This is a genomic window from bacterium (assembly GCA_022616075.1).
In the GTDB taxonomy this organism is placed as follows: domain Bacteria; phylum Acidobacteriota; class HRBIN11; order JAKEFK01; family JAKEFK01; genus JAKEFK01.
In genome coordinates this window covers 1-17,671 of the sequence record JAKEFK010000141.1, presented here as the reverse complement: position 1 = coordinate 17,671, position 17,671 = coordinate 1, and the positions used below count along the sequence as shown (strand labels likewise).

Sequence of the window (17,671 nt, the reverse complement as noted above, 5' to 3'; positions counted from 1 at the left end):
GTTGAGCGCATCGGGCTGCTTTTGCGCGAGAGACATTTGAATAGCGACCACAGTAGCGAATCGTTTGTGCTCCATGATCAGGAATATGCATGGTAAGTTTTCCGATCCACTCAAGCGGATCAAGGATCTGCCCGTTTGGCTCAAAGAGAGGATCCAGGGCCTTCACAAGAACATTTTGTACGTCGCGCGATGGATCGTATTAATGCGATTTACTACAACGAAACTCCAACGAGCGGCAATTCATTGCCGCAGAAGCGAGGGCTGATTCGCGCATTGCGTGAATCGATTCCTGCACCCGTGCAGCACGCGATCGCTCGATCCGTGCCCGTTGAAGTTCGTGATTTTGTCGTGAGCCGCGAAGTGACAGGTGGACTTGATTGGAATCGGACACCAGGTTTCGCTCTACGGTCCGACCTCTTTAGCTTCCTTCGTTTGAATCTGAGTGGACGGGAACCGCTTGGAATCCTCGAACCAGGAAGCGACGCCTACCACCGTTATATAGAACATGTGACCAGGTGTTTTCTTGGGCTTCGTACAAACGGTACAAACGTTCCGATTGTTGAAGATGTTCTGTTACTTCAGCAGATCTACCCGGGCATCAGGCAACATCTTCTACCTGATCTTCTGCTTCGCTGGAGCCACGAGTACCCGGTTACTGAAGTAAGCTCAAAGTCAATCGGCGTTGTAAAAGGTGCCCCGGATTCGGGGCGAACGGGCGAGCACCGCCCGGATGGTTTCGCGATAGTTAGCCGTCTTGTGCGCGAATATTATTTGCCGGCCCTTCAAACATTGCCTGCGGTTCGTATTTCAGCGGTTGTTGATCCACTTCCTGAAAGCAGCCGAACCGCAAAAATGCTTCTTCCGGATGCAGACATTTATACTGATCACCGCTCGATGCTGGATCGTTCCTCGATCCATGGTGTTCTTGTTGCGACACCCCCTTCTGCACACTTTGAGATTTGGACGGATACGATCGGTCGCGGAATTCCCGTATTTGTGGAAAAACCGCTTCTGCTTTCATCACAGATCGCGAGCATCGATGCCGTGCGTGAGGAACTGCGCCTTATGATCGATTTCAATCGACGTTTTTGGCCAAATTACATTCGTGCGCAGCAACTTCTTAGAGACCAGGCGATCGGAAGCCCCGTCGAGCTTGAGTTTTGCCTTCATTTAGACGTTCTTGGCTGGTCTAAGATCACGATGCATCGATTGAATCCAATGGAGGGGGGTGTCTTACATGATCTTGGTTGTCACGCAATCGATCTTGCGACTGAGCTGATACGTATGATAAGCCACTCGCGTGTTCGTTTCCCGTAAGCCAGGTCACAAACCGCGGATGATCCATCCTGGAAAGCAAGCCGCAACCGGAGTTGATCATCCTTCCATTGTCTTGTTGACGCAATTGCCTCAATCTCGATTGGTTGTTGCCCGTGCCCCAAAGGGGCCATTCGTCTTGCTGAACCAAATATGGCATTGCATCTGGAAAAAAACGGTGCCTCGCAAAACCACGCTTCCGCTTTCTTGCTCGATATCGTCACTCTTGGCTATCGAGGTTTTAAGCGATCTGAATCTATGGGGCGCGCGAGTATTCGTGCTGCTCTAACAAAGTTTGTTGATTCATTGAGAACAGGCAATCCCTTTACGCCTAGATTTAGAGATGGTTTCCAAAATGCACTTTGGATTGCGGCAGCCGCTCGCTCCATCGCTTCGAATGGAGCTTCTGAACGAGTTTGACAAAAAAGGCGCCTCACGATCGACGCCGCGTTAAAGGTCCTGCTTATGGTGATCCGAACATTCTGTCCAGACCCAGATAATCTTCGACAGTTTGGATAACCTTCTTTCTCTGAGCTCTATATCTCTACGGACCATCTCTTCCACTCGATACACATAAATGCACATCATTGTGTACAAAATTATCCAAACTGTGTATAAGTTGTAAAAACATACACATTGCTGGATACTAGAACGTTTTGAATTCACCGGTTCCCAGGAGAAGTGCAAATTTTCACATTTGATACGGAAGGCAATAAAAATGCAGGGCAGTCCACAAGCGCAAATTCTCCGGTGACGAATTTGTTCGCTTGTTTTGGTACAATTAATTTCAGGGGATAAGTTGAATGCTTTGGTGGAAACTCTACCAACTGCGATCGAAGAACCCTGAAGCACGGAAAAGGGCTATTCAGGATCTCGGTAAATCGAAGCCGCGTGCCGCAATTGAACCACTCATTTGCCGCTCTATCTGACGACCACTCGGCGGTACAGGAAGCCGCTGTAAGTTCCATTGTTAAATTCGGGCCAGCTTCTGTTCAACCACTGATTACAGCCCTTTTAGATGCATCCAGCAAGGAGCAAGCGGCTCGCGCACTTGGATTCCTGTGTGATGAAAACAGAGATGCGTGTGCGAACGCAGTCACCATCATCGAATCTCTCGAACCGGATCGTTTAGCAGAGATTTTGAGAGACCTTCTAACTATCCCGAGCACTCGAATTTGTATCGCTGCTATTGAAACCATGGACCTTTTCAATCCGTATTGGATTCAATCGGATATTGGAAATGAGGTGGTTTCGTACTTTATCATGAGTCTGAAACACAAAAATCAATACGTACGTCAAGTAGGCGTCGACGTTCTAAATAGGATTGGGGACAGGCGTGCCGTTCCCGCTTTGGTTCAGACCTTGCTGGATAGCTCAGCTGCAATCAGGGCGGTTGCGTTGACAGCCCTGGACGAAGTTGATCGGAACTGGGTCCGCTCGGATGAAGCGCTGGTAGTTGCAGCCCAGGTAACAAAGGATGTTGTCCATTCTTCTCAGTGGATGAGAGAAATTGCAGTGAAGACACTGGAAAGAATTGATGCCGACTTGTCAAAAATACCGGAATTAGAAAGTGTTCCAGTATTGATAAGGGCTCTTTCTAATTTTAATGAATCCGCCGGAATCAGAAAAAATGCACGGCACATGCTGGAGAGAATCGATGCCAATTGGTGTAAATCCGAACCGGCAAAGGCAGCAATTCCTGCAGTGGTTTCAGCTTTAACCATGCCAGATTGGGAAACCGTAGAAGAAGCGGCTTTCCTGTTAGGAGAAACAGGCGATCCGGCAGCAATCAATTCCCTGTGTGAAGCTCTCCAGCACACAAGCAACAAGGTCAGGACGGCAGCAGCTGTTGCTTTGGGAAAAATAAGGAGCAGCAAAGCCATTGGTCCTTTGATTCACAGACTTAGAGATGGCAGTTCGGATGTTTGGCCTGCCGCTGTAGCAGCACTGAAGAATATTGATCCGAATTGGAGGAAGAGCAAAGAAGCGATTTTGTCTATTCCTGCATTCGAAGATGATTTAATGAGCGACCATTGGGACTGGCGAAATACAGCTATTCAGGCAATTGGTGAAATCCAGGGCCGCGAAGCACTCAACAAGATTTTGTCCCAGATCGAAATGGAGTTCAATTCGTTTCGACAGGCAACCATCCAACCATCCTTCGAAAAAGTAATTGCAGGATCTGCGACCGAGAAATCATCGATGCAGTCTGTCGACAAGCTTCCAATGAGTCTTCCGGATTCGGTATTCCACGAGCATATCTTGCCGTCCATAGTTGCTGATAGAACAGCATTCTCATCCGGTTGAAACGCCAATGCATCTACACTGTATTTCGTGGAAGGCACACGGAACGAGCGGATCTTTTTCTGTGTCGACGGATCCCATAGAATCACACCATCCCCCGAACCCGTCGCAAGTAGCATCCCGTCTTCCTAAGCGGGAACAAGAATGATTGAGTGGTATTCGACGGGCAGGACTCTACGAAAATCATCCGGATCAAACGTGATGAGATGCTTGACTTGCGATTTTATTGCAGCCTTTGCGGCCAGCGCATCGTAAATGACGCCGCCCGGCTGACCAATGTCACCCAGGTGGGTGATACACCACAGGTAGTCCTTTGGGTTTAATCCTACGATGTTGAAGAGTTTTAAGTTCTCCTGAATCAGTTTTGCGGCCATTTCCGGGAAAATGCGCGGCTTGACTGGCAGAGTTGTCAGAATGGAGTACACTTCTGCAACGGAGTGCTGACAAATGTAACCGGCGAGCTCCGATCTGTAGATTTTTTCCAGCCACGGATATGCTCTTTCATGAAATTCATGACGCGCGACAAATGACGCGACCAGAACGCCGGTATCGAGCAATACATCCTTCACCGCCTGGCCTTCATCCCTTTTAGAAACTTACCAGACCTGCGAATGCGATCCTTTTTTACTGCTTCACGAAGATCTCCTTGAGGCGCTCCGGTAAACACAAGGATATGCCCTTTTCGGACCAAAGGTGATCCTACGCCGGCTGGCGTTAGGATCACTCGATTCTCTGATAGTTCAATGACCAGCGTTGTTCCTTCATCAAGACCTAGATGATCACGCAAGTCTTTTGGAATTAGTACTCGACCAAATTTATCAATCGTGGTTTCCATAATTGCCATTGTATTATGGAAAATGGCAATAATCAATGGCAATATAGCGACAGGATTCCAATCATTCTCGCGGAAGAATTGCTGACTCCCGAAGAGCGACACGAGATTGGAATGTGATAGCTGCAGGTTCGATTCCCCCAATTCGATTATCTTAAAGAAACAGAATTTACGTGGAGCGGTTTCTTATCTTGGCAATTGTTCTCCCGGCAGCTTCCGCTAACGGTGGTAATTGGAGCATGAGTTTCTCAAGGTTACTAAGACAGTGTTCACCGCCTTCAATGGCCAGTTCCTGCAGAGCTGCAATCAAGATTCGTTGAGAGCCTTCATTAAGGCGAACAGATTCTCCGCTTCCATAGATTACACCGCTTTCCCGTTGCTCGAGAGCAGAGCGGTAAGAGTTAACTGCTTGCGCTAGAGGTAATTTAATGAGACCTTTGCCAAACGCGTTTATCCACGCTTTCTCTTCCTCATCCCATATGACCCAATTGAATTGTTCAATCAGCAGCAGCCGAAAGAGACGTTCTCCTGCAATCTGTAGCGCCACCCGCTTGGCTTCCTCAGATGAAGATAAAACAGTGCCCAAGGCCAATTCGAAGGTTCTTGGGTCTGAACTTTCCCATATGCCTTCTATCGCAAGAGCATTTCCTTTCTCGAGCGCATCCAAAAGCAATTTCGTCTGTTTGCCTTTTCCCAGATATCTAGATGCCTCCAACCGTTCGGAATGCGCCGCTTGTTGATCATCCAAGAGTTCGACTAATGGTCCGACACTTTCCGAATCATAGTGTATGCACAGAGCAGCCCCGGTCCTTATTTGTTTGTCGGGACTTTTTAGAGCGATACTCAAAGGGATTGCCGATTCTCCGCCGATCGAACGCAGGGCATCGATCGCGGAAGGCCGCGCTACCGGATGCCTTAACATTTGGATCAAGGGCCGAACGGACTTCTTCCTGCTCAAGCGATTCGCTGCATTGGCCCGCGTTGATGGATTGACCGATTTTAGTTGACGAAGGTACCACCAGGTGAACATAATCCGCTGCTCCTTGATCCTATAAATAACTATCGTACGCTGGTTTCACCTCAGCACAACAGGATCGCTGCAATTGAAGTGAAAAGCGGTAGGATACGAGATTCCTTTCCCAGCATGGAATCGTTTGCGAGGATCGCGAAACCTCAGAAGATCATTCTGATAGGTGGAGATGTCATCCCGATTAAGGAATTCCTCAGTTCTCCTGTATCCAAATGGATGACGCGATAGATTCAAGCTACCTCTGGACTAGCCGTGTTAGAATTGCATCAAATCCGTTCACAGGTGAAGCACAATCTTTGACGTTTAGCAGGGGGAACGATGTTTGACTTCCTGAAAATCCGCAAACTGAAATCCTACAATCCGGATGTGCGTGAACAGGCGATACTGGATCTTGTTGCAGCGAATGCAGTAAAACCCTTAATCGAAGCGCTTCGGGATCGCGAATGCAGGAAAGCGGCCGCTGATGCGCTCGGCAGACTTGACACAGCAGTCGATCCGATGGTAAAGCTCGCATCCGATCCGGATGCGGAAATTCGGAGCCAGGCAATCCGTATCCTTGGAAGGATCGGCAACGATCGAGCTCTGGAGCATTTACTTTCGCTTCTACAAAATGCGAATACCAATTTGCAATATGAAATCGCCGGTGCGCTTGGCGGGATCAAGAACTCACGCGCGGTCGAAGCACTTGCGGCTCTCCTGAAAAACCCGGATACGGGAGTGCAGTATTCTGCAAGAAGTGCTCTAGCAGAGTCAGGACTCCCTGGACTTGAAATATTACTCTCCCATTATGGCGATGGGAACTATGATTGTGGATCCGCAATCAGTCAGATCCGCGATCCGAACGCTGTCGATTTTTTAGTTAAACTACTGGATTCGAAAGGTTACTCTAAATATGCAGCAAATGCACTGAGAGGAATCAAAGATCCGCGGACCGCTGACGCATTGTTTAAATGTTATCAGCGAACCGGCTCAGACGATGCCGCTATAGCTCTCGGCGAATTCGGCGATCCCCGCGCGCTCGAGCCACTCGTGATTACGCTCAAGAAAGAGAATTCTTTAGCTGCGGCACGATGCCTTCGAGAGATTAATGATCCGCGAGTTATGCAACCACTTTGTGACTGGATTCTGTTGAAGAAGAGAGAAGCCAATTCCGCCGGAACAACCATCCCTGGAGAGATCTCCGCAACAGAAGAAGTCACAGCAACCGTAGTGGCGGTTGGGAAATTAGGGGATCCGGCGGCAATAGAAACGTTGATAGAGGTTCTCCAGTACTGCTTAAAACGATTGGAACGGCTACAGACGGAAATGGCAAAACACCCGAGCTGGGAAAAGGATTCATTAAAGGACAAGTTAACGGATTTAGCCCGCGAAACGACCCGCGCGTTAGAGCGATTGCAAGGACGCTAAAACAAAACCGGTATGTCGGATCTCTACCATTATCCCGGACACGATCACGGACCTTTGCAGATATGCATCGACTGCGGCGGACCTGTCTTTCAGTGTTTCACTCTGGGTGGTGGTTTTTATCACACCTCGAACGTGACAAATCCGGAAGGCTGCCAAACGGGCTATTATCAGAACCATCCTGAATATGTGGTCGAACCGATTCCCAAATCCCCAATGATCGAAACACGGTTTGCAACAGAATCACCAGAAGCGGTAGTAGTTTCGGAAGAGGTCGCGCTTTCTGAGTGGAATGTTGGAGATGTGATTCTTGATCTGTACGAAATCAAGGAGTTGATTGGCCAGGGCGGGATGGGGAAAGTCTTCAAAGTACGTCACCGCGGATGGAATCTCGACCTGGCTGTAAAGAGCCCTCGCGTTGAGATTTTTTCCAAACAGGAAGGGAAAACAGGTTTCGTAAAAGAGGCCCAATCCTGGGTAGATCTGGGGATCTATCCACACATTGTCACCTGTTATTATGTCCGCACCCTCGGTGATATCCCCCGCATCTTTGCTGAATATATAGATGGAGGAAGTCTTGCGGATTGGATTCGCAGTGAGAGGTTGTACGAAGGAGGAAACGAAAAAGCGCTGGCACGGATTCTGGATTTCATGATTCAGTTTGTCCTGGGTTTGCATTACGCTCACGAAAAGGGATTGATCCATCAAGATGTGAAGCCTGCAAATGTGATGATCGCTGTTGATGGAACGGTGAAGGTAACCGATTTCGGGTTGTCTAAGGCGCGTGGCCAGGCCGGAGAGAATCAAGATTTGCGATCCGGTCAAAGCATTCTTGTCAGCTCCGGCGGGATGACGCCGGCTTATTGTTCACCGGAGCAAGCTTCCGGGAAGCAACTCTCCCGAAAGACTGATATCTGGTCCTGGGGAGTTTCCGTTCTGGAAATATTTACGGGAGGAGTCAACTGGGCTTCGGGACAGGTCGCTTACGAAGCACTGGAAAGTTATCTCGAAACCGGTAGCGAGGGGATGATCCCTCAAATGCCTGGTCAGCTTGCGGACCTGTTAAAACTCTGTTTTTCGAGAAATCCAGATGATCGTCCGGCCAGCATGATGAACATTGCAGACACTCTTCGTGAACTGTATCAGCAGCTCACAGGTGTTACCTATCCGCGGCTTGAGCCAAAAGCTGCAACTTTAATGGCAGACGGTCTGAACAACAAGGCCCTTTCATTCCTGGATCTGGGAATGGAGAGTTCGGCAAAAGAAATATGGCAATCCGCTCTACAGGCTGATCCGCAGCATCCCGAAACTGTATACAACAGCGGAGTGCATAACTGGCGGTGCGGAGAACTGGCGGATGATGCGTTGCTCCAGCGACTGGATTCGGTTCAGGATGCTCACAGGGAACGCTGGCAGCCGGCTTACTACACGGGACTGGTTCATCTGGAACGATGCGATCCGGAATCAGCCATTCCATTGCTTGAAGCTGCGTTGCGCCAGGCAGGTGAGCAACCTGAAATAGACGCGATGCTGAAAACTGCAACTTCAGGTAGTATCGTTTCCCCCCGCGTACTCCAAAAACTGGAAGTCCACACGGATTACGTTACGTCAGTTTGCTGGAGCAATGACCGTACAAAAATCCTATCGGCAAGCAACGATCGATACATGAAACTCACCGATCTCGAGTCGGGAGAAGTCCTGCGAACATTTTTCGCGGATGGAGATCGAATCGACAGCATTTCAGTCACCAGAGATTTCCGGTTCGCGTTAACGGGTGGTGAAAACGGCAGAGTCTTCCTCTGGGATATTCAAACCGGGCGCCGTTTACGCACGTTATCCGGACATCGAATGGGAATCAAAGCAGTCGACATGACTCCTGATGGCCATTATGGAGTTTCATCAAGCTTCGAAAGTTTGCGTTTATGGGATATAGATGCGGGAATATGTAAAACTACGTTTCCGGAATTCCATAACCAGATCGTTCGCGCGCTCGCGATCACACCGGACGGTCGCTGGATCGTGACTGGAGATAATTCTAATCATTTCATGACACTCTGGGATGGATCATCCGGACGTGTTGTTCGAAAAATCGAAGGCTTGAACCGCCCCGCATCCTGCCTGTGTTTGAGCCCTGACGGACGTTTTGTTCTCGCGGGAATTGACGATGGAACGTTGCAGTTTTGGGATCTGGCAACCGGCCGCCGTTCGCACGTCTTCAGCGGACATACAGGGGAAATCTCCTCACTTTCGCTCAGCACGGATGGGAGATTTGCTCTCTCCGGCAGCTACGACAAGAGCCTCAGATTATGGGACGCAAAATCTGGCCGCTGTCTACGAACGATTCGAAATCTCGGATACGGCGAATTGAAATGCATGAATATAAATGAAGACTGTACCCGGGCAGTCTTCGCGATCGGGTCTCATATTTTGCACTTCAGCTTTCCTGATATCACTGTTCACAAATCACCCTTTCAGGTTTCCCGCGTTTGGTCTCACGATGTATTGTTCGAATCGGAAAGTCTCGCCGCACGATTGATTCAATCAGCGAAAGACGCACTGAAAAGTTCCGACTTTGCCTCTGCGCTCGAAAGCATACGCGAAGCAAGAGGTCTTTCAGGTCACGAACGGTCGCCACAGAATCTGGAAATCTGGAAAGACCTTACTTTCCAATGCAAACGAAGCGGATTGCGCGATGTCTGGCTGTTGAAATCCTTTGAAGGACACGTCCGTGAAGTTTCATCGGTTAGTTTGAACCGGAATGCCAGAAGGATGCTATCCGGATGCGATGTCGGCAGTATGCGTCTCTGGGATACCGAGACAGGAGAATGCTTTGCAACTTACGAAAAGGAAACCTGGTGGCCCTGGATCAAAACCGTTTGCTTGAGCGGCGATGGAACATTTGCACTTTTTGGAGGAAGCCAGTCGGAGAAAGTCTGGCTGCTGGATACGCTTACAAAAAAGGGTCGTAAATTGGGAGAGCACAGCAGCGGCCTGGGAAGCTGGGTGAATTCTGTTTCTTTGAGCTCCGATGGGAGCCTGGCACTTTCAGGAGGCACCGACAAGACGGCACGACTCTGGGATGTGAAGACAGGTAAATGCCTTCGCATCTTTGGTCATGATGATGGCATCCAGCATGTTTGTTTTTCACCGGATGATCGATTCGCGCTCACTGCGGCAGGAGAGAAAAACACAATCGGATACGTGAATCTTGCTACTGGGAAGTTCAATTGCGTGTTCGAAACAGATTTGCGGAATTGGATTTCAGCCTGTTTCACGAAAGACGGTCGCCGAATCATAGTTTCAGGCACCGGCGCGGGCAATATGAACCCGATGATATTGGTCTGGGATTTAGCCACTCGAAAATGCATCCAGACAATCAACGATTCCGGAATCCACGCAGTGGTCACACCGGATGGTAAATGGATTCTTTCCGCGGAAGGCGCCGCATTAAGAGTGATTCAACTGGAGACCGGCGAGTGCATAAAAGAAATCGAAGCTCACAAGTCCTGGATCACTTCGCTTTGTCTCAGTGCGGACGGGCGTTCCGTTGCAACAGCAAGCAGAGACAAAACGCTTCGGCTGTGGCATCTGGACTGGGATCTGGAGGCTCACAAATCCGATTGGAAACAGGAAGATTCGCTACCATTTATAGAAAGCTTTCTCACGCTACACACTCCGTATTCGGCACAGATTCCTGGTGATCGCGATCCCAACGACGATGAAAAAGCAAGGAGACTCACCAGAACAGGCACTCCGGTCTGGAATGATGAGGACTTCTCTGAATTCTTACGTCACATGGGCGCGGCAGGCGTAGGATTCCGCGAAGATAACTTGCGACAGTACGCGCAGATGAGACGATTACTGATTCAAAGCGAGCTGGCATCCGCGGAGAAAAAATGGCCCGATGCTCTGAGTCTGGCAAAGGAAGCGCGCGCGAGCGCACCCTATACTCGTGATCCGTTTTGCATGAACGCATGGGCTGCGCTGGCTCAATATTGCCGTCGAACTAAATTTCGTGAAGGATGGATGGAAACCGAATGGGAAGGCCATACTGCACCTATCCGCGCATTGCAGGTGAGCACATATGGCGGTCGTGCCCTAACCGGAAGCGATGATAACGCCGCACGGGTCTGGGATTTAACTTCAGGCAAGTCGTGGGTATTTGAAAAGCATTCTTCACCTGTGTGTTGTGTCGCTTACCATCCGGATGGTTTGCGTGCGCTCAGCGGCAGTTCTGACGGCAAGTTGTTGTTGTGGGAAATTGAAACCAATAAAGTCGTTCAACAGTATGCAAACCAAGAAGCTGTAATTCGATCCGCATATTTTCTGCGGAGAGGTGATCAAGTTCTAACCGCAAGTGATGACAGTACGCTCCGCCTATGGGAGACACAAACAGGCGATTGCACACGCATCCTGAAGGGCCATTCGGGCGCTGTTTACTCCGTGTGCGCCGCCGCGGATGGGCGCTGGGCTCTTTCAGCGGGACAGGACCGAACCATTCGACTCTGGAATCTGTCAAATGGGAAATGCATCCGCGTTCTAAATGGTCATCGTGGCCCCGTTCGTTGCGTTACATTGGATCCGGCCAATCGATTGGCATTTTCCGCAGGCGATGATAAAGCGGTGATGGTATGGGATGTATTTACAGGGCAATGCTTGCGCACATTCTCAGGACACGAGTCTGCGGTTGCATCGATTCAATTGACTTCTGATGGCAAATGGCTGTTGTCAACCGGCGAAGATAAAACCGTGCGCCTCTGGAATACATCCTCAGGGGATTGCGTTCGCGTGCTTACACTTTCCGCAGCTGTCTCAACAGTAGGCCTGCGACCGGATGCGTGTTCGATGATTCTTCCAGGTTTGAATTCCGGAATGCAGTTCTGGCGACTCGATTGGGATTTGGAATTACCGGCTTCACAAGACTGGATTGAACAAGCGCGACCGTACATCGAATCGTTTCTGGCACAGCATTCATCGAAACCAGGGGGTTTGCTTTCATTCGGTCATAAAAAACCGGAATGGACCGAACAGGATTTTGATCAACTTCTTTTTACCTTGCGTTGCGCGGGATATGGCTTTATTAGCGCCGATACGATCCGTCTCAAGTTGCATGAATTTTCGGAGAATTGGAATCCGCTTCCAATGCCCTCCGGCAAATAAATAAGGGAACGGGTATGCCAGGCAAGATCATTTTGAGAGTCACTCAGGGACCCATTCAGGGAAGTATTTTTACCTTCGTTGAGCATGACACTTTTATCTTTGGCCGTTCCGAGGATTGTCACGGACGACTCTCGCCAGATGATTCGACGGCCTCCCGGCATCATTTCCTTCTTGAAGCGAATCCTCCGGAAGCCCGGCTTCGGGATCTAGGAAGTCTCAACGGAACCTACGTAAACGGTATCAAATACGGAGGAAGAGGGAAAAACGACACTCCCCATCAGGGAGGCATGAGAAGATTCCCTGAAGTAGATTTGAAAGACGCAGACCAGATTCGAGTTGGGGATACCGTGATGCGCATTTCAGTGGAGTTTGCTCTATGCTGTTGTGAGTGCGGAAAAGAAATTTCTGAAGCCGATCAGGCGCAATGCGAATGGGTTGGCGGCACGCACATCTGTCCTGCCTGCAAGCAAAAGCTTGCTACTGTAAACGAACCATCACGAAAACAGGAGATCAGGCGGTGCGATCAATGCGGGAAGGATGTTTCTGCAGAAATCGGAAAAAGGCGTTACGGAAACTATGTTTGCCTCAATTGCCGCAACAAAGCGGAAGCGGATCCTCTGGCGCTTTTCCTTAGAATGCTTGCTGGAAAACCGGAAGAGGAGACGCCTCACAACATACCCGGTTATGAGATTGTAAAGATGCTGGGAAAAGGTGGCATGGGAGCCGTCTATCTGGCCGTTCGCCAGAGCGATGGCCGGAACGTCGCTTTGAAACTGATGCTTTCCAGGGTGGCTGTCGATGAAAAATCGCGACAGCAGTTTCTGCGTGAGATCGAAATCACACGACAGTTAAGGCATACTAATATTGTAGAGCTTTACGATCATGGATCAGCCGGAACCGCTTTCTATTTTGCAATGGAATATTGTCCCGGAGGCAGTCTGGATAGTCTCATCGAAAAACGCGGTGGCAAGGTGTCATTACTGGAAGCAAAACCGATCATGCTTTCAGCGCTCGAGGGATTGGCGTTTGCGCACCGGGGAGACTTTGTCCACCGGGATTTGAAGCCACAGAATATTTTGCTGGATGCAAATGGCGTCGCAAAAATTTCTGACTTCGGACTCGCAAAAAACTTTGATAAAGCCGGGCTTTCCGGATTGACTGCAACAGGAACGTTCGGAGGGACTCCGGGTTTCCTGCCGCGGGAGCAGTTAATCAATTACAGATTTGCCAAACCGATCAGCGACGTTTGGAGTCTGGGCGCTACATTTTATTGCATGTTAACAGGACAGCTTCCACGCGACTTTCCTCCGGGCCGGGATCCAATCGAAGTCATCTTAAGGGGGGGAATCGTTCCCATCCGGAAAAGAGATCCGGGCATTCCAAAAAAACTCGCCGAAGTGATCGATCATGCTCTGCAAGAACAGTTGAATGATCGCTACGCAACCGCCGATGTATTCCTCATGGAACTGACCCTGGCAATTTAGAGGATCAATTTGCGTCGGAAGGAGATCCGTGAACGCCGCCAGACTATTTTTGGCAATCTCCTTCACTCGCTGACGGCTCCTGCTGAGGGTACAGATTCAAATTTCTCAGCGCCGCGAATGCCTTTTACTCGATGGACAGCTTGCAGAACGAACGAAGGACTTTACAACGGCCCGAACGAAAGCAGAAGAAAGCCGCAAGCTCGTTGAGCAAAACAGTAATCCCCGCCGTGTATGGCTCCCGTTTTTAATCGACCGGCAGTTGCCGAAGGATCTCCGCAAATTGTCTTTTTGACATACTTCCTGAAGCCATTTCCAGCATGGCATCTAGCAGGATTCCTTTGGGATCTCTCAGAGAGATGCCGTTGAGTTCAAGGAATACAAGACCGGCGACAAGAGCTGTTCTCTTGTTCCCATCCAGAAACGGATGGTTCATACAAATGTGATACGTGTACGCTGATGCCATTTCGTAAATATCGGAGTGGAGCCATGCACCGCCAAAGCTTCCTTCCGGTTGAGCCAGGGCAGACTCCAGGAGTCTGATGTCTCTCATTCCATGGACCCCGCCATAAATCTGGATCTGGTTGCTATGGATTTCAACGGCGTCGGCCAGGGTAAGAAAAACCGGAGTTTTCACAAAACACTACTTCGCAAGCGACCGCAAAGTTTGCGAATGACGTCGATTGATCTTCGTCAGGGCCGACTGAATTCTTTTCTCCCTGTTCGCATCCTTTACCGGTGAGATGATCAGGTTCTTCCCGTCGGTGACGATTTCAAGTGGAGTATCTTTGTCAATCTTCAAAAGCTCCAGAATTGCCTTTTCAATTACCAATGCCAGACTGTTTCCATGTAACGTAAGTCGCTTAATCATGATTTCTCCGATGGTTATACAATGTATTAACATTGTAATACCGCAATCCCCAAAACGCAAATTTTCCCGGATCGTCGCGGCGAGCCATTCCGCGCTGATAACAGCCTTGCTGCGCGGAGTCATTGGCTTTCTGATGTGGGCTACCGGAACACGTTGATGTTTTTAGCCGCGCGCGCATGGGAAACCGCCGAATCGGAATCCGGATGTGGAGGGAGTAGCAAATCACGCCGGAAACATTTCTGTTTTGCTTTTTGGACAACAAAGTTTATCTGTACGCAATGTCGCACTCACATCGGCATATCGGGCAAAGGAGGAAAGTGAATGAGCTAAACTCGGAGCAAAGAAATGGGACTGCTTTTAAAACTTTTTTGCATATGGAATCCTCCCCCTCTCTAAAATCTTGAACCCACGAAACCATCCATGGTTTCATACCGACCTTAGCAAGTGTCGTTCCAGCGCCGCCCTCTCGGAGGTCAGAGAGTCAAGCTGCACTTCGTGTTCGAAAACCGGATAGGAGAGTATGATTTTCGAATATTCACCGCGGAAACTGAAACAGAACAGCCGCAATGTAATTGCCGCATTCCATGGAATCCGGGAGGACTCACTGTTTGAGATGAGATTTTAGAAATGGCTCGTAGCGCGTTTTTAGATTTGCGTTCAGTTCGATCGCTTTTCTAATCGAAGCTTCACCCTGCATGGAACGATTCTGAAGCAATTCCAGCATTCCCTGAATGGCGTACGCTTCGGCAAGTTGCGGGCTTAATCCAATTGCTTTCTCTGCTTCTGCGTAGCCGAGATGGATTTCCTTTTCAGCAGTTTGGCCGCTATGGAAAAGGAAATACGACTGCCAGTAGAAACTTTCCGCTTTCCCCATCCGCGCCTCGGCATATTCAGGATACAACTCCAGAGCCTTATCAAAATGGGAATGTGCCAGCTTCAGATTCAAGCTTGGATTCTTGCCGGAACGGATATCATCCCTGGCGGCGATCGTGTGGAGATTTCCATAAGTGAGGTGCGGCTCGGGCCGGTTTGGATTAATTCGTATCGCCGCTTCGTGCGCCTCTATTGCTTCGGACAGGACATTTTTCAGAGGCTTCTTTTGCTGATGCAGGTACAGCGCCTTGTCCGTAAGGATGCTTGCAAAATTGACGCGCCCCACATCAAAAGAGGGATTGATCTGGTTTGCTCTCCGGCTGTGCTCCAGAGCTTGCTCCAAAGAAACGTTCGCATTTATTCCCATTTTCATTTCATACTGTGACCTGACGGAGTAACCGGCGGAGCGCATCGAAAGCCATTGCATTTTGGGGGGTTCTCGCAATTGCTTTTCTGGAAATTTCCACAACAGAGTTGGCTGACGGGAGGGGATTCAAGCCATGGCCAATCTCATACAAAGCTTTGTTTGTGTAAACGCTGGCGAGATTGATAAAGATCGCCGGGAGTCCCGGATTGATTTCAGAAGCTTTCCGATAACTTTTGGCAGCATCATCCAGCGAGGAGCGTGGATCCAGACCGCGCATCATTTCAAACTGTCCTTTCAAGAAATATGCAGATCCAACGTTGTTGTGATTGTATGCAAGGTTCTGGTTCAAGCTCAATGCTTTCCGGTAATATCCGATCGATGCATCCACCGACCGGCGAGGATCCTGTCCTCGCATCAGGTCCACCTTTCCTGTAAATATCGCCACTCTACCGAGGCCTTCGAAAGCTGAAATCAAACTCGGATTGATTTGAAGAGCTGCTTCGTATTCCATCGCCGCCATTTTCAGTGATGTAGCAGGATTCATTCCATGATTGATCTCATATTCCGCCTGGATCTCATACGCAGTGCCAATCAGGCGACGGGATTTTTCATCCTTTGCATTCAAACCGGATGCATGTTGCGATGCTGCAATCGCTTTCGCTAAAGCAGATCGCGGATCTTGCCCTTTGGGAATCTGAGATTCGGCCCACCGCAGATGAGCCGCAGCAGCACCGTTGAAAGCATCCACCATTTCCGGATCCGCGATGGAAGCGCTACTGCATGCGGTCTGCGCCTCCTCATATGCTGTTTCCGCGATGCGCCGGTTTGATACGTTTGGAGTGTCATGATTTCCACCTGTAACCCGCAGTTCTGCAAATAAACTTCAGCATCACTGTTCGCTTTGCTGGACGCTTCTGCGTATGCCGCTTGCGCCTTTTTGTAGTTTGTCATTGCTTCATCATTCTTGCCTTCATCGCGTCGCAGGTTTCCTACTGCAACGTAAGAATCGCCGATTAATTTTCTGGCTTCGTATAACCACGGAAACTTGCGTAAACTCTCGAACGCTTTCTGTTGCGCTTCCTGATACTTCTTCTCCAGGTAAGCAACGACCGCTTCTCCGTATTCACCGGATTCGCCTGCAGCCTCTTCTCCCTGCCGAAGCCACCGCAAAGCTGGATCACGAAGGGACTTGTCTATTTCTTTTTTGCGTGCTTCTCTTTGCTCTGCGTTTGAAATTCTTTCCAGGCTTTGTAGCTCCTGTCTGTACAACATGGCCTTTGCGAGTCCCAGCGAATAAGCGACTTCAGCAACGTTGTAGTCGTATACATTCCATGCTTTTTGAAGATTTGTTTCCGCTTCGGCATACCTGCGCATTGCCAGATAGCCGCGACCAATCGCAAAGTGGCCCGGACCCAGAGCAGCCTCCGCATCGTTTTTCATGCGTTCCTGGATGATTTTCAATCGTAGTTCCGCAATCGCTTCTTCTTTGCGAACGTCATGCAAAGGAGAGGTGTACATATGGCGGAGCGTTTGCTCCAGATATTTCAACTCCTGACCAAACTCCGTCGCATAACGGATTTTATCGCGCGAAACTATCCAGGCGCGGATTCCAAGTCCTGCTGATAAAAGGATTGCAAGCGCCGCTGCAATCAATAGAACCGAAACCGTCCGGTGCTTTTTTGCTTTCCGGATCGTGCGAGAAGTCCATGTAACGGGAGTTCCCAGGATCGGTTCCCCATCCAGAAATCTGCCGAGATCTTCTGACAGAGCTCTCGCTGATTCGTAGCGGTGGGACCGTTCCTTTTCCAGGCATTTCATAAGAATTGTATTGAGTACTTCCGGAATAACCGGATTCAGTTTGCGAGCGGAGGCAGGCTCCTCTTCGATCACCTTGATAAAAACTTCTACAACCTGTCCTTCGAATGGCTGATGACCTGTGAACAGCTCGTAGAAAGTTGCTCCGATGCTATAGATGTCACTTCGAGCATCAACCTGATGCGCGTGCCCAAGCGCCTGTTCAGGTGACATATAGAAC

Annotated in this window: 13 protein-coding genes; 5 read left to right on the top strand and 8 right to left on the bottom strand. The window is 49.5% G+C overall.

Annotated elements, in window-relative coordinates; translation table 11 throughout:
* Positions 1-189: 189 nt before the first annotated feature.
* Both L0156_11505 and L0156_11500 read left to right on the top strand, forming a co-directional pair.
* Positions 190-1,317 carry a Gfo/Idh/MocA family oxidoreductase gene (locus L0156_11505; GenBank protein ID MCI0603625.1) on the top strand — a complete coding sequence of 376 codons (1,128 nt, stop codon included), beginning with the start codon at positions 190-192 and terminating at the stop codon, positions 1,315-1,317.
* An 897-nt stretch (positions 1,318-2,214) separates the two neighbouring features.
* Positions 2,215-3,621: a HEAT repeat domain-containing protein gene (locus L0156_11500; protein MCI0603624.1), complete on the top strand. Its 1,407-nt coding sequence runs from the start codon at positions 2,215-2,217 to the stop codon at positions 3,619-3,621.
* Positions 3,622-3,746: 125 nt separating this feature from the next.
* On the opposite strand, the gene L0156_11495 is transcribed toward L0156_11500, so the two are convergent.
* The 3 genes from L0156_11495 to L0156_11485 form a co-directional block, all read right to left on the bottom strand.
* Positions 3,747-4,187 carry a PIN domain-containing protein gene (locus L0156_11495; GenBank protein ID MCI0603623.1) on the bottom strand — a complete coding sequence of 147 codons (441 nt, stop codon included), beginning with the start codon at positions 4,185-4,187 and terminating at the stop codon, positions 3,747-3,749.
* A complete protein-coding gene (locus L0156_11490) occupies positions 4,184-4,453 on the bottom strand; it encodes an AbrB/MazE/SpoVT family DNA-binding domain-containing protein (protein MCI0603622.1) in 270 nt (89 codons plus the stop codon). Before L0156_11490 ends, L0156_11495 begins: the two co-directional genes overlap by 4 nt.
* Positions 4,454-4,619: 166 nt before the next feature.
* Positions 4,620-5,198: a hypothetical protein gene (locus L0156_11485; GenBank protein MCI0603621.1), complete on the bottom strand. Its 579-nt coding sequence runs from the start codon at positions 5,196-5,198 to the stop codon at positions 4,620-4,622.
* A gap of 600 nt (positions 5,199-5,798) precedes the next feature.
* On the opposite strand from L0156_11485, the gene L0156_11480 reads away from it, so the two are divergent.
* The 3 genes from L0156_11480 to L0156_11470 are packed head-to-tail and all read left to right on the top strand — an operon-like array spanning position 5,799 to position 13,528.
* Positions 5,799-6,887: a HEAT repeat domain-containing protein gene (locus L0156_11480; GenBank protein ID MCI0603620.1), complete on the top strand. Its 1,089-nt coding sequence runs from the start codon at positions 5,799-5,801 to the stop codon at positions 6,885-6,887.
* 12 nt (positions 6,888-6,899) lie between these two features.
* Entirely contained in the window at positions 6,900-12,044 is a 5,145-nt protein-coding gene (locus tag L0156_11475) for a serine/threonine protein kinase (protein ID MCI0603619.1), read from the top strand.
* Between the two features lie 14 nt (positions 12,045-12,058).
* On the top strand, positions 12,059-13,528 hold the full coding sequence (locus L0156_11470; protein MCI0603618.1) for a serine/threonine-protein kinase: 1,470 nt from the start codon (positions 12,059-12,061) through the stop codon (positions 13,526-13,528).
* Positions 13,529-13,772: 244 nt separating this feature from the next.
* Here the strand turns inward: L0156_11470 and L0156_11465 are convergent, their stop codons facing one another.
* The 5 genes from L0156_11465 to L0156_11445 all read right to left on the bottom strand — a co-directional run.
* On the bottom strand, positions 13,773-14,162 hold the full coding sequence (locus L0156_11465; protein ID MCI0603617.1) for a type II toxin-antitoxin system death-on-curing family toxin: 390 nt from the start codon (positions 14,160-14,162) through the stop codon (positions 13,773-13,775).
* 6 nt (positions 14,163-14,168) lie between these two features.
* Positions 14,169-14,396, bottom strand: coding sequence for an AbrB/MazE/SpoVT family DNA-binding domain-containing protein (locus L0156_11460; protein MCI0603616.1), 228 nt, complete (start codon positions 14,394-14,396; stop codon positions 14,169-14,171).
* Between the two features lie 601 nt (positions 14,397-14,997).
* Positions 14,998-15,642 carry a hypothetical protein gene (locus L0156_11455; protein ID MCI0603615.1) on the bottom strand — a complete coding sequence of 215 codons (645 nt, stop codon included), beginning with the start codon at positions 15,640-15,642 and terminating at the stop codon, positions 14,998-15,000.
* A gap of 1 nt (position 15,643) precedes the next feature.
* Positions 15,644-16,387 (bottom strand): hypothetical protein, encoded by a 744-nt coding sequence (locus tag L0156_11450; protein ID MCI0603614.1) that lies wholly within the window; start codon positions 16,385-16,387, stop codon positions 15,644-15,646.
* On the bottom strand, positions 16,297-17,671 hold a 1,375-nt coding region (locus L0156_11445; GenBank protein ID MCI0603613.1), incomplete at its 5' end, for a protein kinase. The genes L0156_11450 and L0156_11445, both read right to left, overlap by 91 nt.

What these genes read in the sequence shown, in the direction of transcription:
- L0156_11505 (MCI0603625.1), top strand. Translation starts at nt 190, where the DNA reads ATGGATCGTATTAATGCGATTTACTACAACGAAACTCCAACGAGCGGC.
- L0156_11490 (MCI0603622.1), bottom strand. Translation starts at nt 4,453, where the DNA reads ATGGAAACCACGATTGATAAATTTGGTCGAGTACTAATTCCAAAAGAC.
- L0156_11480 (MCI0603620.1), top strand. Translation starts at nt 5,799, where the DNA reads ATGTTTGACTTCCTGAAAATCCGCAAACTGAAATCCTACAATCCGGAT.
- L0156_11475 (MCI0603619.1), top strand. Translation starts at nt 6,900, where the DNA reads ATGTCGGATCTCTACCATTATCCCGGACACGATCACGGACCTTTGCAG.
- L0156_11470 (MCI0603618.1), top strand. Translation starts at nt 12,059, where the DNA reads ATGCCAGGCAAGATCATTTTGAGAGTCACTCAGGGACCCATTCAGGGA.
- L0156_11460 (MCI0603616.1), bottom strand. Translation starts at nt 14,396, where the DNA reads ATGATTAAGCGACTTACGTTACATGGAAACAGTCTGGCATTGGTAATT.
- L0156_11455 (MCI0603615.1), bottom strand. Translation starts at nt 15,642, where the DNA reads ATGAAAATGGGAATAAATGCGAACGTTTCTTTGGAGCAAGCTCTGGAG.
- L0156_11450 (MCI0603614.1), bottom strand. Translation starts at nt 16,387, where the DNA reads ATGGTGGATGCTTTCAACGGTGCTGCTGCGGCTCATCTGCGGTGGGCC.